General features: G+C 65.5%; 19 protein-coding genes and 2 tRNA genes. 12 read left to right on the top strand and 9 right to left on the bottom strand.

The window, feature by feature from the left end:
- Positions 1-58 precede the first annotated feature (58 nt).
- Together FBZ87_RS08380 and FBZ87_RS08375 are read left to right on the top strand one after the other, a co-directional pair.
- On the top strand, positions 59-1,207 hold the full coding sequence (locus FBZ87_RS08380) for an XdhC family protein (protein ID WP_145609901.1): 1,149 nt from the start codon (positions 59-61) through the stop codon (positions 1,205-1,207).
- A gap of 4 nt (positions 1,208-1,211) precedes the next feature.
- Entirely contained in the window at positions 1,212-2,855 is a 1,644-nt protein-coding gene (locus FBZ87_RS08375) for an NTP transferase domain-containing protein (protein WP_145609900.1), read from the top strand.
- 3 nt (positions 2,856-2,858) lie between these two features.
- Here FBZ87_RS08375 and FBZ87_RS08370 read toward each other — a convergent pair whose 3' ends face one another.
- Entirely contained in the window at positions 2,859-4,073 is a 1,215-nt protein-coding gene (locus tag FBZ87_RS08370; protein WP_145609899.1) for a hypothetical protein, read from the bottom strand.
- Positions 4,074-4,212: 139 nt separating this feature from the next.
- Between FBZ87_RS08370 and FBZ87_RS08365 the strand changes: the two genes are divergently transcribed.
- The 3 genes from FBZ87_RS08365 (at position 4,213) to FBZ87_RS08355 (ending at position 5,889) form a co-directional block, all read left to right on the top strand.
- Positions 4,213-4,287: transfer RNA gene (locus tag FBZ87_RS08365), tRNA-Val, on the top strand.
- Positions 4,288-4,510: 223 nt separating this feature from the next.
- Positions 4,511-5,401 carry a tyrosine-type recombinase/integrase gene (locus tag FBZ87_RS08360; RefSeq protein ID WP_186454654.1) on the top strand — a complete coding sequence of 297 codons (891 nt, stop codon included), beginning with the start codon at positions 4,511-4,513 and terminating at the stop codon, positions 5,399-5,401.
- Positions 5,401-5,889, top strand: a complete 489-nt coding sequence (locus FBZ87_RS08355; protein WP_145609897.1) for a hypothetical protein — start codon at positions 5,401-5,403, stop codon at positions 5,887-5,889. The genes FBZ87_RS08360 and FBZ87_RS08355 overlap by 1 nt, the downstream gene beginning before the upstream one ends.
- A 59-nt stretch (positions 5,890-5,948) precedes the next feature.
- Here the strand turns inward: FBZ87_RS08355 and FBZ87_RS08350 are convergent, their stop codons facing one another.
- Together FBZ87_RS08350 and FBZ87_RS08345 are read right to left on the bottom strand one after the other, a co-directional pair.
- A complete protein-coding gene (locus tag FBZ87_RS08350; RefSeq protein ID WP_145609896.1) occupies positions 5,949-7,259 on the bottom strand; it encodes a hypothetical protein in 1,311 nt (436 codons plus the stop codon).
- A gap of 155 nt (positions 7,260-7,414) precedes the next feature.
- Entirely contained in the window at positions 7,415-8,083 is a 669-nt protein-coding gene (locus tag FBZ87_RS08345) for a recombinase family protein (protein ID WP_145609895.1), read from the bottom strand.
- Between the two features lie 948 nt (positions 8,084-9,031).
- Here FBZ87_RS08345 and FBZ87_RS08340 point away from each other — a divergent pair.
- Positions 9,032-10,831, top strand: a complete 1,800-nt coding sequence (locus FBZ87_RS08340; protein WP_145609894.1) for a hypothetical protein — start codon at positions 9,032-9,034, stop codon at positions 10,829-10,831.
- A gap of 338 nt (positions 10,832-11,169) precedes the next feature.
- Here FBZ87_RS08340 and FBZ87_RS08335 read toward each other — a convergent pair whose 3' ends face one another.
- Together FBZ87_RS08335 and FBZ87_RS08330 are read right to left on the bottom strand one after the other, a co-directional pair.
- Complete coding sequence (locus FBZ87_RS08335) at positions 11,170-11,436, bottom strand: hypothetical protein (RefSeq protein ID WP_145609893.1); 267 nt, start codon at positions 11,434-11,436, stop codon at positions 11,170-11,172.
- Positions 11,433-12,158, bottom strand: a complete 726-nt coding sequence (locus tag FBZ87_RS08330) for a hypothetical protein (RefSeq protein WP_211106894.1) — start codon at positions 12,156-12,158, stop codon at positions 11,433-11,435. Before FBZ87_RS08330 ends, FBZ87_RS08335 begins: the two co-directional genes overlap by 4 nt.
- A gap of 457 nt (positions 12,159-12,615) precedes the next feature.
- Between FBZ87_RS08330 and FBZ87_RS08325 the strand changes: the two genes are divergently transcribed.
- Positions 12,616-12,690: transfer RNA gene (locus FBZ87_RS08325), tRNA-Val, on the top strand.
- A 60-nt stretch (positions 12,691-12,750) separates the two neighbouring features.
- Here FBZ87_RS08325 and FBZ87_RS08320 read toward each other — a convergent pair.
- On the bottom strand, positions 12,751-13,503 hold the full coding sequence (locus FBZ87_RS08320) for an SDR family oxidoreductase (RefSeq protein WP_186454653.1): 753 nt from the start codon (positions 13,501-13,503) through the stop codon (positions 12,751-12,753).
- Between the two features lie 222 nt (positions 13,504-13,725).
- Here FBZ87_RS08320 and FBZ87_RS08315 point away from each other — a divergent pair, with 222 nt between their 5' ends.
- Positions 13,726-14,712 (top strand): ABC transporter substrate-binding protein, encoded by a 987-nt coding sequence (locus FBZ87_RS08315; RefSeq protein ID WP_145609890.1) that lies wholly within the window; start codon positions 13,726-13,728, stop codon positions 14,710-14,712.
- Here the strand turns inward: FBZ87_RS08315 and FBZ87_RS08310 are convergent.
- Entirely contained in the window at positions 14,709-16,832 is a 2,124-nt protein-coding gene (locus FBZ87_RS08310; protein ID WP_186454652.1) for a putative bifunctional diguanylate cyclase/phosphodiesterase, read from the bottom strand. The genes FBZ87_RS08315 and FBZ87_RS08310 overlap by 4 nt on opposite strands.
- A 420-nt stretch (positions 16,833-17,252) precedes the next feature.
- On the opposite strand from FBZ87_RS08310, the gene FBZ87_RS08305 reads away from it, so the two are divergent.
- The 3 genes from FBZ87_RS08305 to FBZ87_RS08295 all read left to right on the top strand — a co-directional run bounded on the left by FBZ87_RS08305 (position 17,253) and on the right by FBZ87_RS08295 (position 20,717).
- Positions 17,253-19,280 (top strand): serine/threonine-protein kinase, encoded by a 2,028-nt coding sequence (locus FBZ87_RS08305; protein ID WP_145609888.1) that lies wholly within the window; start codon positions 17,253-17,255, stop codon positions 19,278-19,280.
- A gap of 14 nt (positions 19,281-19,294) precedes the next feature.
- Positions 19,295-19,846 (top strand): hypothetical protein, encoded by a 552-nt coding sequence (locus tag FBZ87_RS08300; protein WP_186291339.1) that lies wholly within the window; start codon positions 19,295-19,297, stop codon positions 19,844-19,846.
- Between the two features lie 64 nt (positions 19,847-19,910).
- Positions 19,911-20,717, top strand: coding sequence for a glutaminyl-peptide cyclotransferase (locus FBZ87_RS08295; RefSeq protein WP_145609887.1), 807 nt, complete (start codon positions 19,911-19,913; stop codon positions 20,715-20,717).
- 4 nt (positions 20,718-20,721) lie between these two features.
- Here the strand turns inward: FBZ87_RS08295 and FBZ87_RS08290 are convergent, their stop codons facing one another.
- Both FBZ87_RS08290 and FBZ87_RS08285 read right to left on the bottom strand, forming a co-directional pair.
- Positions 20,722-21,231: a MarR family winged helix-turn-helix transcriptional regulator gene (locus tag FBZ87_RS08290; RefSeq protein ID WP_145609886.1), complete on the bottom strand. Its 510-nt coding sequence runs from the start codon at positions 21,229-21,231 to the stop codon at positions 20,722-20,724.
- 82 nt (positions 21,232-21,313) lie between these two features.
- A complete protein-coding gene (locus tag FBZ87_RS08285; protein WP_145609885.1) occupies positions 21,314-22,354 on the bottom strand; it encodes a hypothetical protein in 1,041 nt (346 codons plus the stop codon).
- A 525-nt stretch (positions 22,355-22,879) separates the two neighbouring features.
- On the opposite strand from FBZ87_RS08285, the gene FBZ87_RS08280 reads away from it, so the two are divergent.
- Positions 22,880-24,328, top strand: coding sequence for an amino acid permease (locus FBZ87_RS08280; protein WP_145609884.1), 1,449 nt, complete (start codon positions 22,880-22,882; stop codon positions 24,326-24,328).
- Positions 24,329-24,413 lie beyond the last annotated feature (85 nt).

Below are 24,413 nucleotides of genomic sequence, written 5' to 3'. Positions count from 1 at the left end.
CCCGCGTCCTATCTGGGAGGGGGCCCGGGCGCCCGCCCAAAACCGCGTCGGTATACCCATGACCTTCGATTCCACCATCCCCCCTTCCTCCCCGGATGCATCGCAGGATGCCGAGCGGGTCACCGCGCCGGTGGACGAGCTGTCCATCCTGCGCACGGTGGAGGGCTGGCTGGCCCAGGGCCAGGCGGCGGCCATCGCCACGGTCATCGCCACCTGGGGCTCTTCCCCCCGGCCGGTGGGCAGCAAGCTGGCCGTGGACGCCCGGGGCGGCATGATCGGCTCCGTCTCCGGCGGCTGTGTCGAGGGGGCGGTGGTGGAAGAGGCCTTGCGCGCCCTGGTGGATGGGGAGCCGCGGCTACTGACCTTCGGTGTACCCGATGAGCGGGCGTGGGAGGTTGGTTTGGCCTGCGGCGGTACCGTGCGCATCTATGTGGCCCCCATGGGCCCCGGCCACGGCGCCTCGCGCCGGCGGCTGCTGTCGGCCCTGCTGGCCGCGGCCGACGCCAAGCGACCGGCGGCCCTGGTCACCGACCTCGCCACCGGGCAGCAGACCCTGGTGGACGCGGAGCGGCAGCAGGGTGAAACCGCCTTGCCGGAGGCCGTGCGCGCCCAGGTGCTGGAGGCCCTGACCCAGGACCGGTCCGTCCTGATCGCACCGGAGGAGGCCGAGGGCGAATGGTTCGCCCAGGTATGGAACCCGCCCCTGCGGCTGATCCTGGTGGGTGCCGTGCACATCGCCCAGGCGCTGACCCCCATGGCGCGGCTGGCGGGTTATGAGGTGACCGTGGTCGATCCCCGCGCCGCCTTCGCCAGCGCCGCCCGCTTCCCCACGGGCGACGGCGTCACCCTGGTGCGGGAGTGGCCGGACGATGCCGTTGCCGCGCTGGCGCCCGACCGGCGCACTGCTGTCGTCACCCTGACCCATGACGCGAAGCTGGATGAGCCGGGCCTGCGCGCGGCCCTGGAAAGCGACGCCTTTTTCATCGGCGCCCTGGGCAGTCGCAAGACCCACCAGCGCCGCCTGGAACGCATGGCCGATTTCGGCCCCACCGCGCTGGAGCGCATCCACGGCCCGGTCGGCCTCGACATCGGCGCCCTGACGCCGGCGGAGATCGCCGTGTCCATCCTGGCGGAGATGACCCTGGCCCTGCGCGGCGCCAAGACCGCCCGGCGCCAATGCCAGGCGCCCCAGGCAACCGGACGCTGACACCATGCGCTTCGGCCCACTGCCCGTCGCAGATGCCGAGGGGGCCGTTTTGGCCCACAGCCTGAAGGCTGGCACGCTGCGCTATCCCAAGGGTCGCCGGCTGTCGGCGGCCGACCTGGCCGATCTCGCCGCCGCCGGCGTGACGGAGGTGGTCGCCGTACGGCTGGATCCCGACGATGTGGGGGAGGACGCCGCCGCCGCGCGTATCGCCCGCGCCGTCGCCGGCGCCGGCCTGGCCCTAACGCCCGCCACCACCGGCCGGGTGAACGTGATGGCGGAGACCGGTGGCCTGCTGCTCGTCGACGCCGCCCGCCTGAATCGCCTGAACCAGGTGGACGAGGCGGTGACCGTGGCCACGGCGGCGGCATTCTCTCCCCTGGCGCCGGGCGCCATGGCCGCCACCATCAAGATTATTCCCTTCGCCGTTCCCGACGGCCTGGCGGCCCGCGTGGAGCAGGCGGCCAGGGGCGACGTGCCGGCCCTGCGCCTGGCGCCGTGGCGCGGCGTCCGTGCCGGCCTGGTGCAGACCCGCCTGCCGGGCCTGAAGACGGTGACCCTGGACAAGACGGTGGCCGTCACCGAGGCGCGCCTAGCCCAGGTGGGCGGCACCCTGGTGGCGGAGCGGCGCCTGGCCCACGACCCCGCGGCCGTGGCCGGGGCGCTGGCGGAACTGTCGGCCCTGAACCTGGATCTGCTGCTGGTCATCGGCGCCTCGGCCATCACCGACCGGCGCGACGTGCTGCCCATGGGCATCGTCCAGGCGGGTGGCGAAGTGCTGCATTTCGGCATGCCGGTGGATCCGGGCAATCTCATGCTACTGGGGCGGTTGCGCAATGTGCCGGTGCTGGGCCTGCCGGGGTGCGCCCGGTCACCCCGCATCAACGGGTTCGACTGGATCCTGCAACGCGTGGCCGCCGGGCTGGAGGTCACGCCCGCCGATATCATGGGCATGGGGGTCGGCGGCCTGCTGACCGACATCCCCAGCCGCCCCATGCCTCGTCACCGCGCCATCCCCACACCGGGGCCGCAGGCCGCCCCGGCAGTGGCGGCGGAGTTTCCCGTCACCACGCTGGTGCTGGCGGCGGGATCGGCCCGCCGCATGGGCGCCAACAAGCTCTTGGCCGACTATGCCGGCCAACCCCTGGTGCGGCACGCGGTAACGGCGGCGCTGGCCGCCAACCCGAGCCGCGTGACCGTGGTGCTGGGCCACCAGGCGGCGGAGGTGCGCGCCGCCCTGCGCGGGCTGGACGTGCGCTTCATCGAGGCGGTGGACCATGCCCAGGGCCTCAGCGCCTCGCTCAAGGCCGGGCTTGGCGGCGTGGCCGGCGGCACGGGCGTGCTGGTCTGCCTGGGCGACATGCCGCGCGTCACGGCGGACACGCACCGCCGCCTGCTGGCCTGTTTCACTGCGGCGGCGGGCCGGGCCATCGTCGTCCCGGTGGCGGAGGGGCGCCGGGGCAACCCCGTGTTGTGGCCGGCCGACCTGGTTCCCGCCATGGCCGGCATCACCGGTGACCAGGGTGCGCGCAGCCTGCTGGCCGCTCATGCCGACCGGGTGGTGGACGTGCCGTCCGACGGCGGCGTGCTCCTGGATGTGGACACGCCCGACGCCCTGGCGGCCCTGCGCACGCTGGAACCGGTGGCCTGAGGCTCAGTTCAGGCGCCAGCCCAGGCGGAAGTCCTGCTCGAAGGGGTCGGCGTGGGCGATGGCCGCCGCGAGGATGGTCAAGCGGCCCAGCCGACGCTGAAGGGCCTCCCGCCCCGGGTCGCCCACCACCTTCAGCCAATCGGCAACCCGGGTGGCATCGACCACGTTGCAGGACAGGACGTGCAGGATGGCGCTGTCCGCGTCCATCGTGGTTTCAGGCGGCATGCGGTAGATCAGGCCGGCGCTCAGCAGGCGCAGCCGCTCATACTCCTCCCCCGTCAGGGTGCCGTTGCCGGAGCGCTGGGAAACCAGGCCGGCGAGGAAGGCGTCCACCGCCAGGATGCGCTCAACCCAGGGGGCCCGCAGCAGGGCGTGGCGCGCGGCCTCGTCCATGGGTTCCAGCAGATCCGACAGTTGCTGGTCCACCATCAGCGGCGCCTCGGCATAGTGGGAAAAGTCCAGCTTCTCCACCAGGTCGGCCGGCAAGCCCGCGTCCGCGTACTGCTTCCACGCCGCCGCCTTCCGGGCGTGGATCATGGGCAGATCGGTCAGCTTGTCGAAGGGCAGATCCTCCTGGCCCTCGCGCAGCAGGGTGACACGCAGGGGCGCCTGGCGCACCGGCACCATGGCCACCTTGTCCAGATACTGCCGCAGCGCCGCCTCCGGCTGGAACACCGCCCGGTCATGCCCCTCCATCCCCCGGGGCAGCCAGGTGGCGAAGGCGGCGTAAAGCCGCATGAAGGCGGGGCGGCCAAAGGCGAACTGGTCGTTGTAGCCATCCGCCGGCGTCCAGCTGTCCGGCGTGATCAGCCCGGGCGTGCGGAACCAGTCCTCGGGCAGCGTGTCGTCGAAGCGGCTGTCGTAGCGCACCCGCACGATGGCGTCGAAGGGGGCGGCCTTGCCGTCCGGACCCTTGTGCCCCAGCGCCAGGTTCAGGCAAAGCTGCACCGCGTGGAACATGTCGAAGACGGAAAAGGGCGGGCGGTAGTGCCAACGCTCCGCCATGCGCCGCTTCTCCGCCGCAAAGGGGGGACGCGCCGTCACCAGGTGTGCGGCGGGCTGGTAGGCGGCCAGCATCTCCACCCGTTCAGCCTCCGGCACCTCATCCCACAGATGCAGGAAGGTGGTGACCTCATGACCGGCCACCAGGCGACGCAGGCTGTCGATGCAATGACGCCAGGTCCGCGGCTGACCGCTCAGGCACAAGGCGACGCGCATACCCATCCCTTCCCTTGGAAACCGACGCCGCCAGCCTGTCGGGGCGGCGGCCGGACCTCAGAATGGATTTATCAACCGCCCCGAACAAGCATATTGACACAGGCCCCCCGTCCCTCTACAAACCGCCCCCACGACGGATGGGCGCGTAGCTCAGCGGGAGAGCATCGCCTTCACACGGCGGGGGTCGTAGGTTCAATCCCTACCGCGCCCACCATCCGTTTTCTCTAGGCTTATCAAGTGGTTAGCTTGATGTCCCGGCCCTAGGAAACTCCCTTGGCAACGTCAGCGCGTCACACTGGTGTCACACCCGTGAGGCGATCATGGCGACTATTCGTAAGCGCGGCGACGGCTGGCAAGCCCAGATTCGGCGACAGGACCAGCGTCCCCTTTCCAAAACCTTCAAGTTGAAATCGCATGCTGAGGCCTGGGCCCGGCAAATGGAAGTCAAGGCGGATGGCAACGACCTTCCCCAGGACCCCACACCGCTGACCACGGTGACCTTCGGGATGCTCATGCGGCGGTATCGTGAGGAAATCACCCCGGCCAAGCGTGGGGCCCCGCAGGAAGCCGCCCGGCTGAAGGCCCTGGAGGCCACGGCGCTGGGCAGGCTGACCCTGGTGAAGCTGTCCCACATCGACATTCGGAACTATGTGGAGGGCCGCCAGAAGGCCGTCAGCGCGTCCACCATCAACCGCGAACTGAACATCCTCAGCCACGTCCTGGAGGTTGCCCGGCGGGACTGGGACCACCCCATCACGGAAAATCCCGTGGCCCTCATCCGGCGCCCCAAGGTGGCCGATGCCCGGACACGACGCTTGGCGGGTGCGGGCGAAGCAAAGCGCCTGGAAGACGCCTTCGCGGGCTGTCGCAATCCCCTGATCCCCCAGGTCATCCGGTTCGCCATGGAAACCGGCATGCGTCGGTCGGAAATCCTGGCGGTCCGCTGGGAACACGTTCAAGGCCGCACGCTGCACATTCCGGTGACCAAGACCGGCATGCCCCGCACCATTCCCCTATCCGCTGGCGCCCTGCGCATCCTGAACGCCCTGAAGGCCAACGGCGGCCCTGGCCCCTTCCCCCTGTCCGCGAACGCCGTCCGGCTGGCCTGGGAACGTGTCCGCAAGCGCGCCAGGGTGAAGGACCTGCGGTTCCACGACCTGCGCCACGAGGCCATCTCCCGGTTCTTCGAGAAGGGCCTAACGATGCCCGAGGTTGCCGCCATCAGCGGTCACCGCGACCCGCGCATGCTGCTACGCTACACCCACCTACGGCCCGAAACGCTGGCCGACAAGCTCATGGGCCTGGAGACGACCGGAGGTGCCTGGTGATGCGCGGAACCTATCTGGCGGCCGCCGCAGCGGCGTTATGGGCATCCCTGGCAGCCTACCCCGCCCAAGCGGCAACGGTGATCGCCACCTGTGGACCGTCGAAGGGCACCGCCTACTTCTTTCCCAACCCCCAAATGAAGGGCCCAGACACCGGCTGGCACGATGACGGCATAGACGGCGGGACCGTGTCCCTAGTCATGCTGGGCGACAAACCAGGGGCCGTGGAGGATAAGCCGGACCTGATCTTTAAGGATAGTTACGGCACCCGCAGCGCCACCCAAGACGGGGCCACCGTCAGCATCCTTGCGGCCAACACCCTCAACCGCATTGTGATCGTCCAGGCCTTCTACAGCGGTTCTGAAACCGTCGAAGTCTACACCTTCCGGATCGGGCCGGATAAGCGGGGGGAAGTCCTATGGTCTGCGGCGCGGGCCGGTGGAACGTTTCAAAAGTCGGCCCTGATGCGTGCGGAATGCAGGTTTAACTAATAGCACTACCTGCCCCCAAAAGAGGATCGTACCTATCATCAACCCTTCCACAGCCGTGATCACACAATCTTTCCATCTTCAAATTTGACTACTCGGCGAATTACACCGGTCGTTCCCAATATTTCACCAGCAATGTCCTCAGATTTCAGGGCCCCACTCCGAAAATCAATTAGTATCTTCAAAAGGGAAAGGCCGGTCATCGCGCGAAATTTTTCTCTATTTATATCAACAACAACGTTATGGACAAAATCCTCACCGTCCCTAAGCCATGGCGGGGTATCTCTATATGTATTGAGAACGATCATGCCGTGCGGCTTATCGTCAAAAGAACATAAATCAATATCTAGTGAATCTAGGCACCTTCTGTATTTTTTGTCGACCTCCGTAACGTCGTCGCCTTCTGCCACTAGTGAATGGTACAGTTCGGAAACCCACTTGCTGCATTGTGCCACATTGGCGGACTTTGCCCCACCCACAAGTCCTTTAACCTCAATTGCAAACAAACTCCCACCAACCAGGGCAATGATGTCTGCGTGCGGATGTGGACCGTTTACAGATTTAATTCCAATTTCCTTAAACGCATCCATCACTATTTGAACAAAACTAGATCCGTAGCTAGTGAATAATCCCTTCCACTTAGCTTCGCTATGTTCTTTTTCAATAGTTAAAAACAATTCGCTCTCTAAATTTTCTATTTTTTTCTTTATTTGGAATGCCTTATTATGAAAATCAATCTCCCCAGGAATTATTGGGTCAATAGCCCAACTTGGAAATGGCAATTTTTCTTGAGAAATCTTATTTTTTATACCAACAGCGACATGCTTCAAAATATCAAGATATTCTAAATTAATATTAGCCGGCGGGAGAAACGTGACGACGCCACCATTCTCGAATTCAATCCAACCAGCGGATATTTCGTTGCTTCGCTTGGTAACAAGCAAAGGATTTATGTTGTCACCCATGATGACGTGTTGGTAATTCCAATTCCCGACCATATCCTTAAAATACTCTGCCAACTCACTAGCAATTACGAGGCCGCTAGCGCGCTTTCTAGAATATTCTATTGAGTTAAAATGAAATATATCTATGAGGTTTACAAAATCACCCACCCCATCTGGAATGAAAAAATTAGTATTGCAATGAACAAAAATTATACCACCACTATTTAAGTATCTATCGACTGCCTGCCGCAAGAGACTGAACCAGACCATGTTCCCAACATGACCTCCAGTATCTGGAACTGAGACAATAACAAGATCATAAGCCTCAAAATGGGCGTTACAATCAAGGCCACAAATTACATAATTTCCATTGATAACACGTTCCATTCCCCAGATTAAAACATTTTTAATATCATCAATCTTGGCCATTTTGATCTCGACGAGGATTTACTGTTCGAATTTGTTTATCATGGAACGTATCTTTGCATCATTCAACAAAAACAACGACGATAAACCCGAAAGGAAGTTTGAAAGAGGCTTCTCTAAAACCCCCTGGGGGTCGACTTCGGACTTTCCCGTAAAAATCAAGTTGCCAGCCTTCCCCGTACCGCCTTGACCTGAACGGCAGTCCATAGACATCCCCGAGCGGTCCTCAGCCCTCGGTCGTTCAAAGCTCGCGCGACACCCGACGCGGAACACACACCCTCAGCCTCCAGGTCCGCTAGCAAGGGCGCCAGACGGCGGGCATGGGCATCAGCGGCGGCGGAACGGGCTTTGGCACTGTTGGCGTTGCCTAGGGCTCGGACGGTGTTCAGGTTTCCCCGGCCCCCTCCCAGGCGCACCCCACGGGCTTTGGCAGCCTCCAGGGCGACCTTGGTCCGGGCGCTGATCGCTTCCCGCTCCGCTTCTGCCACCACGGCCAAGATGCCCACTGTCAGGCGGTTGGCGTTGGGCATGTCGGCGCAGATGAAGTCCACCCCGGAGTCTCGCAGGGACAACAGGAAGGCCGCGTTACGGGACAGGCGGTCCAGCTTGGCGATAACCAGCGTGACACCATAGAGCGCAGCGGTGCGGATGGCCGCCTCCAATTGTGGACGGGCGTTCACCTTACCCGACTCCACTTCCGTGAATTCCGCCACCAACGGCGCTTGCCCGACAAAGGTGCGGACGGCCGACATCTGCGCTTCCAGTCCAAGCCCACTTTCACCCTGACGGCGGGTGCTGACACGGTAGTAGGCGACATAGCGGGTCATGGGGCAGGTCCTTAAGATTGGTGCAACGACCGTTGCAGCAAACTTTACGGCACACACACGACAGCAACCCGCGCAGCTTCGGAATCCCGACGATTCCCAGGGCGCATGCCTAGCGCGACACCAACACCAGCCCATGGAACACGCGGCATAGGGCGGGATGCCACCGGAAGGGATCACCCACAGGCCAATCACACAGCCCCGTGAGCGGGTATGCTGGCGAAGCCGTGAGATACCATTCGATTTCGTCAAAGCCCCTTGGTGATGGCTCAGCGGCGTCGTCGGCCACCTATACACTTCTCATTAAGCGAAGCGGGAATCCCGATCCCGGAACTGGAACGGTTCTGGGGCAGCGAATGATATCTTAGAGATATCCCACAGTTTAGGTTACTCCGTAACCGCGGAATTAAGTAAATTATAATGAGGCCTCTATGGTCGCTAAGCTTAGCATTATGGTCTTCTTGTTGGAAATCTTCACGACTTATAGATTCAGCAACATGAAAATGCACAACTCAGCCCTCTTATATGAGGCGTGACCAAAAACACCAAGGCTTTTGATTTAACGTCACCGCCCCATAGAGCGCCCTAAATCGCGGGGTGTAAAAACACACCCCTATCCGGGACACCCAAAGGCCGCGTGGTGGGGGCGTTCAGCCATATGGTTTGTGGTCACGAAAGCCATGCTTGGTGTTCTGCCTCGCGCGCTTATCGAAGGCCCCATTTCGTAATATGTATTAGCCCGTTTCCGTGACACTTGGTATACGTCAGGGAACTCTGACATAACGTCTAGTTAAATTCGAAATGCGGCCCATAATTCCTCCTACCAAAGATAAAATTAAGGGCAATAGTGACAAAATCATCCCACCGATAGCTCCACGATAGGCTCACAGCAGAGCAACATCCCTTCGTAAGAGGGAGGATATACCCATTTTTCCTTAAAGATACTGGTTTATGGATACATCTATACTGACCACCGCCCGGGACACCCTGACCGATTCCCTGGCGACCCTGCGGACCACCTTGGATGCCCGGGGGCAAGTCCTGACTGCCCGCCAATGGGAAGCCCTGGAGGCCACCCTGGGCTGTATGGCAGGAATGATCAGCGGTGTCACACCAGCGCGCTACCATCTGGCGGCCCTGGACCCTGGCTTAGGGAAAACCACCGCCCTGGTCAGCTTCCTACAGGCGTTGTGTCGGCAGGACCGAACGGGGGCCGTGGGCGTCTTGGTGGGCCTCTCCCGGAAAGCCGAGATCAAAGATGTGGTGGAAGCAGCAAGGCTGCACACCGACGATTTCGCGGTGTTCACCGCTGACGAAGAACTGAACGCCCTTGGCGGCAGACACCCCACCAAAGCCCGGGTGCTGTTCACCACCCAAGCCATGATCGCCAGCCGCTGCCAGCAACACCTGTTCGCGGATACAGAGGTGTTCCATTACCAGGGCCATCCCCGGCGTGTCCGCATCTGGGATGAAACCTTCGAGCGGGCCCGGGGTGTGACCATCGAACGGGACCATATACCGAAGCTGTATTCCCACTTCCGCGTCCGGAACCCTGACTTGGTGTCCGTCTTGGAGACGATCCATAGGGACCTTGAAGCCGCTGAGGATGGCAACGTGTACCAAGTGCCGGACCTGGCATCCGCCTTCGGGTTGGACTTGGGGAGCGACTACCGGCGTGCCCAGGTGGACCTTTCGACGGTCGAAGACGAAGCCGCCCGCCGCCTTATTCTGCTGTCCAATAAACCCTGCTTGGTCCGCCATCACCAGGAAGGCCGCTATCTGATCAGCGTGGATGAACACCTCCCCCGTGACCTAGCCCCGCTGGTCATTCTCGATGCGTCCGGCCGCGTCCGCGACACCTACGCCCTATGGGAACACCACGGGAATACCCTGGTCCGCCTGCCGGACGCGCCCAAGAGCTACGAAGGCTTGATCATCCATCATTGGGCCCGAGGCGGGGGAAAGACCGCATTTCGCAGTGCTCCGGCCACGCTGACCGACGGCATCGCGGACACCATCAATTCGAAGCCCGATGAACCATGGTTGGTGATCCACCATAAGCGAACCAAGCGGGAAGACCCGGATATTGAGGCCCTGCTGAAGGACAAGATCACCGGCGACACCACGCGCGTGTCATTCCTGACTTGGGGCATGCATCACGGCACCAATGCCTATGCCAATGTCCCTAACGTGATCTTGGCGGGAAATCTGTACTACCGGGAAATGGATTACGAAGCCATCTGGTACGCGGCCACCGGCAAGCCCGTAGAAGCAGGTGGATGCCCCCCAGACGAACGCAGGCGGGTGGAGGCCGGGGAATTTCGCCACCAAGTGCTTCAGGCCCTCTGCCGGGCCGTCGTGCGCAAAAGCGTCGGCGGTAGTTGCCCGCCCTGCCACGCCTACGTGATCGCCAGCGCAAGGACCACGGCATCGGACCTGCGTGAGACGTTCCCCGGTTGCACCGTTGTCGATTGGGTGCCCCGGATCGAGGAACCCACCGGCCGCGTCGCGGAAGCCTTAAAAATCATTGCGCGGTGGTTCGCGGACAACCCCAGCCAGACACGGGTCAAGTTCAAGGTCATTTATGAGCCGCTGGGACTGACCACCCAGAAATTCCTGACCAACGTCCGACAGCACCGCGTGTTCATGGCGAAGTTGGAAGCCATGGGCATCCGCGAGTACGGCAAAAGCAAGATGGTGGGGTTCGAGCGGGTATCGTCCGATACGACCCCGGGCCAGGAGGCGGAATGAAGGCCGTTAACCCGGAACGACGCTTAGCGCCAGAAACCCCAGGCAGGCGGCCATCCAGGTGATTTCCTTAACTATCGGCCAGCGCTTCACTCTCCAGCCTCCAATCACCGCTATCGTGAACAGGGGCGTCCACGCGAAATCTCGCCATCCCTGAAGACGGGGCATATGGAAAACCCCGAACCAGAAGGCGCCATAGCCCGTCAAGTTCCACAAGGCCCCCAGGACCCACCTGACAATCAGTCGTGTAGGCCTCGGCTGCACGCTTGATATTTCGGTCATAATCGACCTGGACGGTTCAGAAGATCAAATGGCCGCACCCTTGGCACCACAAGCCTGCGTCAACCCCGCGCCACCAGCGTGAACACCATCAGGGTCAGGCATCCCAACACCCAAATCAGGTTGCCTAAACCAGACCACCGCCTTACGAGAAAACCGCCAATTGTCGCCAGGGCCAATAGGCCCCACCACCAGTTCCCGGCACTTCCTGAAAGACCCGGAAGAAAGACCACGGCGATAACCAGCGCTATCACGGCAAAGACGTGGGCGACCAGCCAAAGCATCCCCTTTGCTGTTGGCGCCCGTTTCGTTTCCGGCAGGTCGGTCATGGTATGGCGAGGTTCCTGCGGTTGAGTTCGTCGCGGTAGGCTTGGGACCGACGATCAAAGTAACTGTAGCCTGTCTTGAACATGTACCCAGCTTCAATGATCACCCACCCGACTACGGGCGTTCCGGCTTCAGCGGTGGCGGTCAAGCGGCTGAAAATATTTCTAAGCCATGGTGGCGGCCAGGGAGCGGCAGCGGCCTTCTTTGCATTGCCCAGTGCCGTTGAGGCAAAACCGAACCCTGCACCCATGGCGCCGAAGGCTGTCTTTGTGCGGGTACTCGCCGCATATGCCGCCTTAAGTTCATCATCGCTGAGCAAGCCCGGGAAATCTTCCGGCTGCTGTATGGCCTGATGACACCGCGCAATGAGCATCGCCGCCATCATGCCACCCACCTGGGGGCCATATGCTTCTGTCAGGCGATCCTTGATCCGTGTCAGCAAGGCTTGCAGCAGGGCTGGGCTTAGCCGCCGGACGGAAAGCATGTCCGTCATCACCGCCGTCACCTCGAACTGGTTGTAATCCAGCCCCCCGCCCACCCAATGGGCATAGGGGAAATCGACGTGCCAGAACTGTTCCAGCGTCTGCCCCGCTGGCACGCGGCCCACGGGGAAACTCATGCGGTCGGCAGGATGCCCGGTGGCATCCCTGACCACTTCATGAATGCCCTCCCTGAGGGCCTGGTCTAACTCCGCGTCTTCAGCGGTGTGGGCCGTGTCCAACACGATGCTTCCCCCTAGTGCCAGGGAACCAACTGCAAACCTGTAAAGCTACTTAGAGTAGCCCTCAAAAATAGCAAGCGGCCTGCACCACAGGGATATTCCATCCGACACTGAATGGCAGTTACGGGCTCAGCTTGATCCGTGCATCAGGTCGGCCCGTTACACCTCAATGAGCGACCATCGCCGCACATCTCGGGCCCGTTTGTCACAGTGAAGCCAGACGACACCTCCGCGCGGCCTCCCGAAAACACCCCTCCAAGGGCCATGGTGTCCACCCCTGCAAGGGCCCTGGCGCCTGCCTTTCCTGGTGTTCCAATGGCTTGCAAGGCGACGGTCGCAACGATGCCCCCAGCGCGTCACACCTATGTCACAGTGAACATCGAAAAACGCTTGTGTCGGCGGCCCGATCCCTCTATATCCCGCCCCGTAACGCATTGACGTTGCTTACAGTTGGACGGATGGGCGCGTAGCTCAGCGGGAGAGCATCGCCTTCACACGGCGGGGGTCGTAGGTTCAATCCCTACCGCGCCCACCATCCGTTCCCCTTCCCCAAATATAACGCCCCCAGACATACCGGCTCAGTGGTCGGCTGCCCTCAAGCCATGCCCACGTCGCGCGCCAGGTTCAGGAAGCGCAGGCCGCAGTCGACCGCGATGTCCTGGTCGGTGATGGTGTCGTGGTTCAGCAGGAAGACCACGGTGTCGGCAACCTGCTGCGCGTCGGGCGCGCGGTCCAGGGGGTTGCGGCGGCTCAGGCGCTGGAACTCCGCCTCGTTCTGGCCGGGGGCCGGCAGGACGTAGCCGGGGGAGACGGTGTTGACCCGAACGGCGGGTGCCAAGGATCGCGCGAGCAGCCGCGAGGCGCCGGCCAGGGCGTATTTGGACAGGGTGTAGGACAGGTGGTCCGGGTTGGGGTTGGCCAGCTTGAAGTCCAGGATGTTGACAACGGTCCCACGCTGGCCTGGGCCCAGCCCCTGGTGCAGGGCGCGGGTCAGCAGCACCGGCGCCAGGGTGTTGACCGTCTGGTGCACCAGGAAGCCCTGCGCCGTCAGGCTGGCGGCATCATCCCATTCGAAGAGCGAGGCGGAGTTGACCAGGCCCGCCAGCGGCTGGCCGGCGGCGGCGGCCGTGCGCGCCACCAGGGTTTCCACCTGGGCGGGGTCGGCCAGGTCGGCCCGCACCACCAGGGCCTGACGGCCCAGCGCCCGCACCTCCTCCGCCGTGGCCGTCGCGGCGTCCACCGAGGCGTTGCAATGCAAGGCCACATCCCAGCCCGCCCCGGCCGCCGTCAACGCGATCAGGCGCCCCAGGCGCTTGGCCCCGCCCGTCACCAGCAGCCAGCGGCTCATGACCGGGCTCCGGCATGGGGGATGGCGGCCAGGGGACAAGGCAGGCGACACGGCATGGGCGGGAACGGCTTTCCGGCTGAGGGCTGAAACGGCTCCTTTGAGTCTTATAGGTCCGCCTTCCCCGCGCGCAACATCCATCGCCGCCGGCCCCGCTTCCGTCGCCCCGGCACAGTGGGTATGCTCTGCAGCCGTTAACCAGTCGCAGAAGATGAGGGAACCTCCATGCCTGCCCGTCCCGTCCGCCGCGCCTTCCTGAAGGCCGGCCTGGCGCTGGCCGCCCTGCTGTCCGCCTCTGTCCCCGGCCATCCGGCCCGCGCGGCGGAAAAGCTGGTGTTCATGCTGGACTGGCAGGCGGAGGCGGAGCACGGCGGCTATTTCCAGGCAGTGGCGGAGGGCCTGTACCAGAAGGCCGGGCTGGACGTGACCATCGTGCCCGGCGGCCCTGGGATGAGCGCGCAGCAGATGCTGGCCGCCGGCAAGATCGACGGCACCATCGGCTCCAACGCCTTCTACGTGCTGAACCTGGTGGAGGCCGGCGCCAAGGTGAAGGCGGTGGCGTCCATGTTCCAGAAGGACCCCACCATCCTGATGACCCATGCCCAGAACACCACCAGCCTGGCGGATCTGAAAGGCCGGCCCATCTTCCTGGGCGATCCCAGCATCAACACCCTGTGGCGCTGGCTGAAGAGCAAGTACCCGTTCGAGGACAGCCAGATTCGCCGCTACACCGGCAACCTGGCGCCTTTCCTCACCACCCCCACGGCGGCGGCCCAGGGCTATGCCACCAGCGAGCCGCTGATTGCGAAGAAGGCCGGGGCGGACGTGAAGGTCTTCCTGCTGGCCGACCAGGGCTATGACGGCTACAGCGGCCTGGTGATGTTCAACGACGCCTATATCCAGGCCCATCCGGCGGCGGTGAAGGCCTTCGTCGCCGCCACGGCGGAAGGCTGGCGCCATTACCTGCACGGCGACGCGGCGCCCGCCGACGCCCTGATCCGCAAATCCAACCCCGACATGGCCGCCGAAACCCTGGCCTATGGCCGCAAAGCCCTGCTGGACGACGGCATCGTGGAGGGCACCCCGGCGGCTCCCGACGCCATCGGCCGCATGACCGCCGCCCGCTGGGACAGCTTCACCAATGAGATGAAGCGCCTGGGCATCTACAAGGCGGGCACCGACTGGAAGGCGGGCGTGGACCTCGCGAATTAGGCCGGCACCGCCACCGGCCCCAGCAGGGCCATGAGCTGCGCCTCCGGCATGGGGCGGCCCAGCAAGTAGCCTTGGATGATGTCGCAGCCGAGCTCGCGCAGGCAATCCAGCTGCGCTTCGGTCTCGATGCCTTCGGCGATGGTTTCCAGGCCCAGGTGATGGGCCATGGCGATGACGGCCGCCACGATCTGGCGGCTGGCGTCATCGCCCGGCAGGCCGTCGACGAAGGACTTGTCGATCTTCACATAGGCGGCCGCGAACTTACGCAGGTAGGCCAGCGAGGAATAGCCCGTGCCGAAATCGTCGATGGCGAAGCGGAAGCCGTTGGCGCGCAGGTCATGCACCGCCTGGAGATTGCCCTCGGCATCGCCCATCAGGGCGCTTTCCGTGATCTCCAGCGCGATGTCGCCGGGGCTGCAGCCCTCCTCCGTCAGGATCTGCAGCAGGCGGTCGCCGCAGCCCTTGTCGCGCAGCTGCACGGCCGAGAGGTTGACCGCCATCTTGAAGCCCACCACGCCCCGTTCGCGCACCTTGCGCGCCGTGCGGCAGGCGGTGCGAAATACCCAGTCGCCCAGCGGCACGATCAGGCCCGTCTCCTCCGCCACCGGGATGAAGCGGGCGGGTGAGACGGGGCTGAGGTCCTCCGGATGGTTCCAGCGCACCAGCGCCTCCGCCCCCATCAGGGTGCCCCCCACGCCGGTGGCGGCCGGGCGGTATTGCGGCTGGTAGGCCAGGGTGAAGCCATCCACCACGCCATCGCCCCCCGCACCCGTGGCCATGCCCAGGCCAACGCGCAAGCCCTCCTCGATCCAGGTGCGGTCGCGCACCCGGTCGCCGATCTCCGGCGTGAAGAAATGAAAGCGGTCGCGGCCGGCATGCTTGGCGGCATAGAGCGCCACGTCGGCATGGCGCAGCAGCGCTTCCCACGTGTCGCCGTCGCCGGGGGCCACGGCCACGCCGACGGAGCAGGCCAGGCGCACCTCGCCCCCGCCCGTCCCCTCCAGCGCCAGCGGGTACTGGAAGGCGGTCACCAGCCGCTCCGCCACCTGGGCCACGGCGGCCAGCGCCTCTTGGCGCTTGTCGGCCCCGGTGAGCGACGGGCCGGCGAGGGAGGCGCCCGTCAGGATGATGGCGAACTCATCCCCGCCCAGCCGGGCCACGGTGTCGCCCGGCCGCACGGTGCGGCGGATACGCTCCCCCGCCGCGACGATGGCGGCATCGCCGGTGGGATGGCCACGGGTGTCGTTCAGCAGCTTGAAATGATCGAGATCCAGCAGCAGCAGGGCCACCGGCTCCCCCGTCCGCTTGGCATTGGCCAGGGCCAGGCGCACCCGGCCGATCAGCAGCGCGCGGTTGGCCAGGCCCGTCAGCGCGTCGTGGAAGGCCAGGTGGCGGTTGCGCTCCTCCGCCTCCTTCTTGGCGGTCAGGTCGCTGAAGACGGCGATGTGGTGGCTGATGGCGCCGTCCTCATCCCGCAGCAGGGTGATGCGCAGCCATTCCGGATAGACGGTGCCGTCCTTGCGGCGATTCCAGATCTCCCCCGCCCAGGCGCCTTCGTCCCGCAGGGCCCGCCACATGACGCGATAAAATTCCGGGCCCTGGCGGCCGGAATTCAGCAGGCGCGGATCCTGGCCCAGCACCTCGTCGGCGCTGTAGCCGGAAATGTCGGTGAAGGCGCGGTTGACCAGCACGATGCGGTTGTCGGCGTCGGTCACCATGATGCCGTCGACGCTGTGCTCGATCACGCGGGCAGCCACGCGCAGGTCGCGGTTGCTGAGCGCCAGGGCGGCCGCCTGCTCCTCCGCCAGGGTGCGCGCCTGCTCCAGCTCCCACGTGCGCTGGCGCACCAGGCTGCGCAGCGTCTCATGCCGGCGCACACGGCCGTGGACCAACGCCGCCAGCGTCAGGCCGGCGACTATACCCAGGGCGCCCAGCCCCATGACCATGGGCATGCCCATGCCGGATTCCCGGCCGAGGCCGGCGGCGAACAGGCCGGCGAACGACAGGCTGGCCAGGGTGACCACCAGCACCAGCGGCCCCCAGCGACGCTCCACGGCGAAGGTGCCCGAACCCGGTGGGGCCGGCACGTCGCCGGTGGACTCATCGCCTGGAAACAACATGGGATAAGGCATCCTGATCAGTAAGGCCCCGATTCTGCGCGTCAGCAGCCCGAAATCAACGTCACGATTCGCTGGGGCAACAATGTTGTTTCCGGACGATACGCGCCAGGCATCATGCGCCAGGCGGCAGGCAGGGGGGATTGATCCAGCGCAAACCTTGATGCACTGGCCCCTGATGCACTGGCCCTGTCCATCGGCGCAGCTGCGCGCCCACCCCGGCCCCCTACACCCTGGCCCCACACCATGGATTGCCATTCCGCCTAGAATTACGCAACCGTTCAGCCAATCGCCTTGATCCGATTGTCTATTCCGGCCAGCCGTCTTGTTACCGCCCGTGCCAATCGGGCATGATCACCATGAGGGGGCCGTATACGCGGCCGGGGCGTGAGGGACGGCGGGGCGCCGACCGGACGGGGTATCATGGCGGCGGCAGACAGAGAGTTCCCGGTTCCCGACCTGGGCCCCATCGATCTGGGCGGCCGGGCGGAGATACAGCCCAGTGCACCGCTGCCCGCCTTCGACACGCCCGGTGGCCGCGCCTACCTGGCCCACCGCATGCGCGAGAAGAAGACGGAGTTGTTCGCCATCGTCTGTGAACAGCCCGTGCCGCCCCGCATCGAGGCGATGAGCAGCTTCCGCGCCATCGAGAACAATAACCTGCTGCACCTCATGGACTGGGGGGTGGTCGACTGGTCGCCGGAGCACCGGCGCCGCTTCGTCTGTATCTTCGAACGCCCGTCCGGCCGCCGCATCATGGAACGGCTGGACGACGTCATTGAGGGCATCGCCGATGACGCCCTGGTGCGGGTGGTGCTGCCACAGCTGACCTCGGTACTGCGCGACATCGCCCAGCGCAGCCTCAGCTGCGGCGCCCTCAACCCCACCAACCTGTTCATCCGCGAATCCGCCGCCGCGGCCGTGGTGCTGGGCGATTGCGTCAGCCTGCCGCCCGGCTATGCCCAGCCCCTGGTGTACGAACCGCTGGACCGCGCCCTCGCCGACCGTTCGGGCCGTGGCAACGGCACCATCGCCGACGACCTCTACGCCCTGGGCGTCACCCTGCTGTCCCTCTATTTGGGCCGCACGCCCGGCCGGGGGCTGGATGAACAGACGCTGCTGCAGGCCCGCATGGACAGGGGCACCTATTCGGCCCTGACCAGCGGTACCCGCATCCCTCAGTCGCTGGTGGAACCGTTGCGCGGCCTGATCACCGACGACGCCCGCCAGCGCTGGACCCTGAACGACCTGGACATGTGGATGCAGGGCCGGCGCCTCAGCCCCAAGCAGGCGCAGCTGCCCAAGCGCGCGCCCCGGCCCATGGAGTTCCAGGGCCGGGAGATCTGGCACGTGCGCGGGGCCGCCTGGGCCTTTTCCAAGTCCCCCATCGCCGCCGCCCAGGTGATCGAGCGGGGGGAGCTGGACCGCTGGCTGCGCCGCTCCTTGAATGATGAGCCCCGGGCGGAGGCGGTGGCCAACGCCGTGCGCAGCGCCACGGCCGGTGGCCGCGCCTCCAACGTGGAGGAGCGCCTGGTGGCGCGCGTCTGCACCGCGCTCGATCCCCCCGGCCCCCTGCGCTACAAGGGCCGCGCCATCATGCCCGACGGCTTCGGCACCGCCTTGGCCGAGGCGCTGGCCACCGGCGAGGGCGGCCAGGCCCTGGCCGAAATGATCGTGGGCCAGTTGCCGGCCTTCTGGATCAGCGTGCAGGCCGAATACAAGGCCGAGCAGGTGCTGATGATCCAGCAGTTCGACGCCGTGCGCGCCGTGCTGGAGAATACCAGCCCCGGATTCGGCATCGAACGCGCACTTTATGGCCTCAGCCCGGTGGCGCCCTGCCTCAGCCCGGCGGTGGCCGACTATTATCCCCTGACCCTGGGCGACCTGATGGCGGCGCTGGATGCGGCCGGTGCCGGCGCCGGGCCGGGCCGCGACCCCATGGACCGCCATGTCGCCGCCTTCATCGCCACCCGCAATCCCAAGCTGAACGAGCGCCTGCTGGCCACGCTGGCGGCGGAAACGGCACGGCGGCCGGTGGGCGTACTGGCCATCCTGGCCGACACCCAGCGCCGGGCGGGACCGCCCAAGGTACCGGGCCTGGCCTTGTGGATGACCAGCATCCTGGATCCGTCGTTCAAGCGCTTCCGCAACCTGAAGAAGCGGGAGGAGGTGCGGGCCGCGGCGCAGAAGGCGGCGCGCGAGGGCGTGCTGGACGCCCTGCTCAGCATCGTCGACGACCCCAAGGCCCTGACCCAGGACCATCACGGTTTCCTGGACGCCATGCGCCGCCATGAAAGCCTGACGGCCCGCATCAACAAGATCGAGGAATCGCTGGGCGACCGCAGCGACGTGGCGGTGACGCGGGGCAAGCGGGTGGCCGCCATGGTGGCCAGCGGCATCTCCCTGGCCGGCCTGGCCGTGATCGTCACCTTGATGGCGGGCGTGAAGTGAGCCAGGGTGGTGTCATGAACAGCGCCTCATCCCCCCGTCGCCGCAGCTATGGCGGCCTGCTGGCCGCCGCCGTGCTGCTGCTGCCTTTGGGCGCGCTGGTCATGCCCACCTCGGTGCTGACCGTCATCGGGATGGTGCCGACCCTGGTGGCCTGGATCGTCGACCGCGATCCGGACAAGCCAGCGGCCGTGACGGTGGGCGGCCTGAACCTCTGCGGCGTCATGCCCTTCTGCATCCAGCTTTGGCAGCATGGCCATACCATGGACTATGCCGCCGGCCTGTTGGTGCAGCCGGTGACCTGGCTGGTCATGTATTCCGCCGCCGGCGTGGGCTGGCTGCTCTACTTCGGCATCCCGCCCCTGGTGGCCGGCTGGGCCGTGGCCCGCGACCAGGCCAAGATCAGGGAACTGGACGAACAGCGCCAGGCGCTGGTGGAGGAATGGGGCATCGAGGTCACGGGCCAAGGCCTGAAGGCCGAGATGCCGGCCGAGGGCGAGGCGGCGTCGGAAGAGCCGCCGGATCCGCTGGCCGAGTCGACCCAATCCGGCGAGCCCGCGACGCCGTGACCGCCCCTGCCCGCGGCCCGACCGCCTATAAAGCTCTCCCGCCCGCCGCCTGAGCCCGAGCCCCATGCCCCTGCCCCCCGTCCGCGCTCCTGCCCACACCCATGTCCGGGCCCTGCTGCTGGCCCTCGCCCTGGCCATCCTGCCATTCACCGCGCACGCCCAGGAGGCGCCCCGGAAATACGGCGTGGAAGTGGTGCACACCTACCCGCACGACCCCCAGGCCTTCACCGAGGGCCTCTTCTACCTGGACGGTTTCCTGTACGAGAGCACGGGGCTGGAGCAGCACTCCACCATCCGCAAGGTGGATCTGGCGACCGGCACGGTGCTGCAGAGCCGGGAGCTGGATCCCCGGTATTTCGGTGAGGGTATCGTCAACTGGAAGGATCGGCTGGTGCAGCTGACCTACCGGACCGAAGTCGGCTTCGTCTACGGCCTGGGGGATTTCAAGGCGCGGCGGGAATTCCACTATCGTGGCGAGGGCTGGGCTCTGACCCAGGACGGCCATCGCCTGATCATGAGCGACGGTACGCCGGAACTGCGCTTCCTGGATCCGGAAACGCAGGCCGAAACGGGACGCATCACCGTCACCGACAACGGCTATCCCATCCGCAACCTGAATGAGCTGGAGTTCGTGAAGGGCGAGATTCTAGCCAACATCTGGCAGACCAACCTGATCGCCCGCATCAACCCCGCCACCGGCGCCGTCACCGGATGGATCGACCTGACGCCGCTGGAGGCGCTGTCGGGCCGGACGCAGAACATCGACAACGTGCTGAACGGCATCGCCTACGACCCTAAGGGCGACCGGCTGTTCGTGACCGGCAAGCGCTGGCCCAAGCTGTTCGAGATCAAGCTGGTACCGGTGAAGTAGCCGTTCAGCCCTCGCCCAACGCCGCCGCCAGCTGGTGCAAGCGGTCGCGCAGGTCCGCCACCTCGTCCAGCGGCACGGGGAAACGGCACAGCATGGCGCCAGGAATGGCCAGCGCCTTGTCACGCAGCGCCCAGGCGGCGGGGGTCAGGTCGACCAGCACGCGGCGCTCGTCCGCCGGGTCGCGCCGCCGCGCCACCAAGCCCGCCGCCTCCATGCGCTTCAACAGGGGCGTCAGGGTTCCGGAGTCGAGGTCCAGGCGGCTCCCCAGGTCACCAACCGTCAGGGGCGCCCCCTCCCACAGCGCCATCAGCGCCAGGTATTGCGGATAGGTCAGGCCCAGCGCGTCCAGCAGGGGGCGGTAGGCGCGGGTGATGCGATTGGTCGCCTGGTAGAGGGCGAAGCACAGCTGCCGGTCCAGCGCCAGCGGGTTGTCCACCCCCAGGGGGCCGGCCACGGGCTGGGCCAGGGACTCGGTATCAGGGACGGGGGACGGAACGTTCGCGGGTTTTGCCATCGGGACCTCAATCTATCCCGGAATAGGGGCAGACCTTAAGGGCGATGGCAATGGGGGACGCGGCGGCCCAGCCCGGAAGAATTCACGCCTGCAGAACCTCGACCTTCACGCCGTTGGCGCCGGTGACGCCCTCCACCCCCGTCTTGAGTTTGGACAGGAAGGTGAAATTGATGCCATCCCGGCCCGCCAGCAGGGTGGTCAGCTTGTGGCGCGGCAGGTCGATGCGCTTGGCCAGATCTTCCATGTAGCCGCCGCCGCGCAGGGACTTCACCGCGTCCGACGACAGCTCAGGATCGACGTAAAGCTTTCCTTCCTTGCGGGTCAAGTACAGCGTGCCGGTGGCCGGCCCGCCCGTGGGCGCGGGCAACGCGCCGGCATCACCGGGGCCACGCAGGTAGGCCCTGACCGTCTGTTCCTGCCGGTCGTTGGTGAAGTCGCGCAGGGCGGGGGCCGACTGCACGATGATCTGGGCCAGCGCGCGGGACCGGGCGACGGCGCCGGTCAGGCGGCCATAGCCGGCCATGGCAGCCTCATACGAGGCCTCGACGGCGTCCAGTTTCAGCAAGGGGGCCGCCGCCTCCCCCGCTGGAACGGTCTCGGCCAGTTCGGCGGCGTGGCGGACATCGACGTGCAGGCGTTCCAGGTCGGCCATGGACTGCGCCACCTCCTGCGCCGTCACGTCCATGTGGGTGACCCACTTTTCCATGACGTAGCCAGTACCCAGGCCCATGGGCTCCGCCTTGTCCACCATGGCTTGCAGGACCGGTTCGACCGACCGGATGTGCAGTTCCGTCACCGTCTGGCGCAGTTGGGACAGACGGATCAGGGTGGCCGGCCGCTTGCTCTCATCCAGGCTTTCGCCGCGCGAAGCCAGCACGGTGATGAAGGACAGGGTGTCGCCGACCTCGACCCACAGCTTGCGGAAGGCGCTCAGCTCCTTGGTCTGGGCCACCATCTGGCAGGTGCGCTGCAGCGCTGCCACCGACTGTTCCAGCTGGCGGATGTCCCCGATGATACGGGTGTAAAGCTGGCCCTTGTCGGGCTGCTTCTTCCAAGGATTGGGCGCGTCGGCACGCAAGGTGGGGAAACTCCAGAAGGCCGGGCCCGGAACGCCGTCCGGCACCAGGGATGGTATCAGGCGTACCCAGGCCTTCCCAAACCTATAAGGCGCGCATCCGCATAGGGTCAGGGGTGTGCCCCATCCGCGGTGGACTCGGAGGCCGAGCGACGGGGGGCGGGCAACCACCGGGCACGGCGCGCGGATCGGTACAGGCGTGGGTTGATCTTCCGGCGGCGGGGACCCGGGTGTCAATTCGCCGGTATTGTTTCGAAACCGATCCCATCCTGGCGGGCCGCCGATGCGCACGAAATGACTAGGCCACCTGGACAGGCAATACCGATCCGGTCCGACGGGGCCGGCAGCACGCATAAATCTGTCGCCGCCGGGCCGGTTCCGGAAAAGCTTAGCCCATCAACATTTTTGGTCGCCGTTTAAGGTGACAGCGCCCCCGACAGCGGGTACATCGACATCCAAGCAATGCGCGACAAGCGACGCGCGGGCAAGCAATACGCGGGGCATCACATCGTGCCGGTCGTGCCTGGGCGCCAGCAAGCGTCCGCCGGCCGGTTGGGCAGAGATACGGGAGAGGTGGTTTTGAGCCTTTGGACGAAAAAGACTATCGAGGAGGCCAGCGCCGACGGTGACGGCGATGAAAGCCGCCCGACCCTGGCACGCAGCCTGAACGCCTGGAACCTGACCGCGCTGGGCATCGGCGCCATCATCGGCGCCGGCATCTTCGTCCTGACGGGTTCGGCCGCCGCCCAGTACGCCGGCCCCGGCATCGTCCTTTCCTTTGTGCTGGCGGCCACCGCCTGCCTGTTCGCCGGCCTATGCTATGCCGAATTCTCGGCCATGGTGCCGGTGGCGGGCAGCGCCTACACCTACGCCTACGTCACCGTGGGCCAATTCCTGGCCTGGATCATCGGCTGGGACCTGGCGCTGGAATACCTGTTCGCCTCGGGCACCGTGGCCGTGGGCTGGTCGGGCTATTTCGTCAACCTGCTGAAACAGGTGGGCATCGTCATCCCCGCTGCCCTGACCTCCGCCCCGCTGACGGTGAAGGACGGCTTCCACTTCCAGACCACGGGCGCGGTGCTGAACCTGCCGGCCGTGCTGATGGTCGGCCTCATCACCCTGCTGCTCTACGTCGGCATCCGCAATTCCGCCCGCGTGAACGGCATCATCGTCCTGCTGAAGCTGCTGGTGGTGTTCCTGGTCATCGGTTTCGGCCTGTTCTACGTGGTGCCGGCCCATTGGTCGCCCCTGATCCCGGCCGAGGTGGTGGACGACAAGGGCTCCCACTACGGCTGGGGCGGCGTGCTGCGCGGCGCCGGCGTCATCTTCTTCGCCTACATCGGTTTCGACGCCGTCTCCACCACCGCGCAGGAGGCGGTGAAGCCCCAGCGCGACATGCCCATCGGCATCCTCGGCTCGCTGGTATTCTGCACCGTGCTGTACATCCTGATGTCGCTGGTGCTGACCGGCCTGGTTTCCTACACCGAGCTGAACGTGCCCCACCCGGTGGTGGTCGCCATCGAGGCGGTGCGGCAGCTGCACTGGCTGGCCTTGCCGGTGGACATCGGCGCCGTCGCCGGCCTGACCACCGTCATGCTGGTCATGATGCTGGGCCAGAGCCGCGTGCTGTACGCCATGTCGCGCGACAAGCTGCTGCCGCCGGTGCTGAGCAAGGTGCACCCCACCTACCGCACGCCCCACGTGGCCACGTTGGTCACCGGCGTCCTGGCCGCCCTGCTGGCCGGCCTGTTCCCCATCGACATCCTGGGTGAGCTGGTCTCCATCGGCACGCTGCTGGCCTTCGCCATCGTCTGCGGCTGCGTCCTGGTGCTGCGCATCACCCAGCCGGCCATGGAGCGTCCGTTCAAGACGCCGCTGTTCTGGCTGGTCTGCCCCCTGGGCGTGCTGGTCTGCGGCTATCTGATGTGGGGTCTGCCGGGCGATACCTGGCTGCGTCTGATCATCTGGATGGTCATCGGCTTCTTCGTCTACTTCGGCTACAGCCGCCGCCGCGCCGCCTAAGTTCGGCGACCGGTGTGACAAAAGGGGCCGGGCGACACGTTTGCCCGGCCCTTCTTGCGCCCGGCCCTTCTTATTTTCAGGCCGT

This window comes from Nitrospirillum amazonense (assembly GCF_007828035.1).
In the GTDB taxonomy this organism is placed as follows: Bacteria; Pseudomonadota; Alphaproteobacteria; order Azospirillales; family Azospirillaceae; genus Nitrospirillum; species Nitrospirillum amazonense.
This window is presented reverse-complemented; position numbering and strand designations above follow the sequence as displayed.

What these genes read in the sequence shown, in the direction of transcription:
- FBZ87_RS08380 (WP_145609901.1), top strand. Translation starts at nt 59, where the DNA reads ATGACCTTCGATTCCACCATCCCCCCTTCCTCCCCGGATGCATCGCAG.
- FBZ87_RS08375 (WP_145609900.1), top strand. Translation starts at nt 1,212, where the DNA reads ATGCGCTTCGGCCCACTGCCCGTCGCAGATGCCGAGGGGGCCGTTTTG.
- FBZ87_RS08370 (WP_145609899.1), bottom strand. Translation starts at nt 4,073, where the DNA reads ATGCGCGTCGCCTTGTGCCTGAGCGGTCAGCCGCGGACCTGGCGTCAT.
- FBZ87_RS08360 (WP_186454654.1), top strand. Translation starts at nt 4,511, where the DNA reads ATGGAAGTCAAGGCGGATGGCAACGACCTTCCCCAGGACCCCACACCG.
- FBZ87_RS08355 (WP_145609897.1), top strand. Translation starts at nt 5,401, where the DNA reads ATGCGCGGAACCTATCTGGCGGCCGCCGCAGCGGCGTTATGGGCATCC.
- FBZ87_RS08350 (WP_145609896.1), bottom strand. Translation starts at nt 7,259, where the DNA reads ATGGCCAAGATTGATGATATTAAAAATGTTTTAATCTGGGGAATGGAA.
- FBZ87_RS08345 (WP_145609895.1), bottom strand. Translation starts at nt 8,083, where the DNA reads ATGACCCGCTATGTCGCCTACTACCGTGTCAGCACCCGCCGTCAGGGT.
- FBZ87_RS08340 (WP_145609894.1), top strand. Translation starts at nt 9,032, where the DNA reads ATGGATACATCTATACTGACCACCGCCCGGGACACCCTGACCGATTCC.
- FBZ87_RS08335 (WP_145609893.1), bottom strand. Translation starts at nt 11,436, where the DNA reads ATGACCGACCTGCCGGAAACGAAACGGGCGCCAACAGCAAAGGGGATG.
- FBZ87_RS08320 (WP_186454653.1), bottom strand. Translation starts at nt 13,503, where the DNA reads ATGAGCCGCTGGCTGCTGGTGACGGGCGGGGCCAAGCGCCTGGGGCGC.
- FBZ87_RS08315 (WP_145609890.1), top strand. Translation starts at nt 13,726, where the DNA reads ATGCCTGCCCGTCCCGTCCGCCGCGCCTTCCTGAAGGCCGGCCTGGCG.
- FBZ87_RS08310 (WP_186454652.1), bottom strand. Translation starts at nt 16,832, where the DNA reads ATGTTGTTTCCAGGCGATGAGTCCACCGGCGACGTGCCGGCCCCACCG.
- FBZ87_RS08305 (WP_145609888.1), top strand. Translation starts at nt 17,253, where the DNA reads ATGGCGGCGGCAGACAGAGAGTTCCCGGTTCCCGACCTGGGCCCCATC.
- FBZ87_RS08300 (WP_186291339.1), top strand. Translation starts at nt 19,295, where the DNA reads ATGAACAGCGCCTCATCCCCCCGTCGCCGCAGCTATGGCGGCCTGCTG.
- FBZ87_RS08295 (WP_145609887.1), top strand. Translation starts at nt 19,911, where the DNA reads ATGCCCCTGCCCCCCGTCCGCGCTCCTGCCCACACCCATGTCCGGGCC.
- FBZ87_RS08290 (WP_145609886.1), bottom strand. Translation starts at nt 21,231, where the DNA reads ATGGCAAAACCCGCGAACGTTCCGTCCCCCGTCCCTGATACCGAGTCC.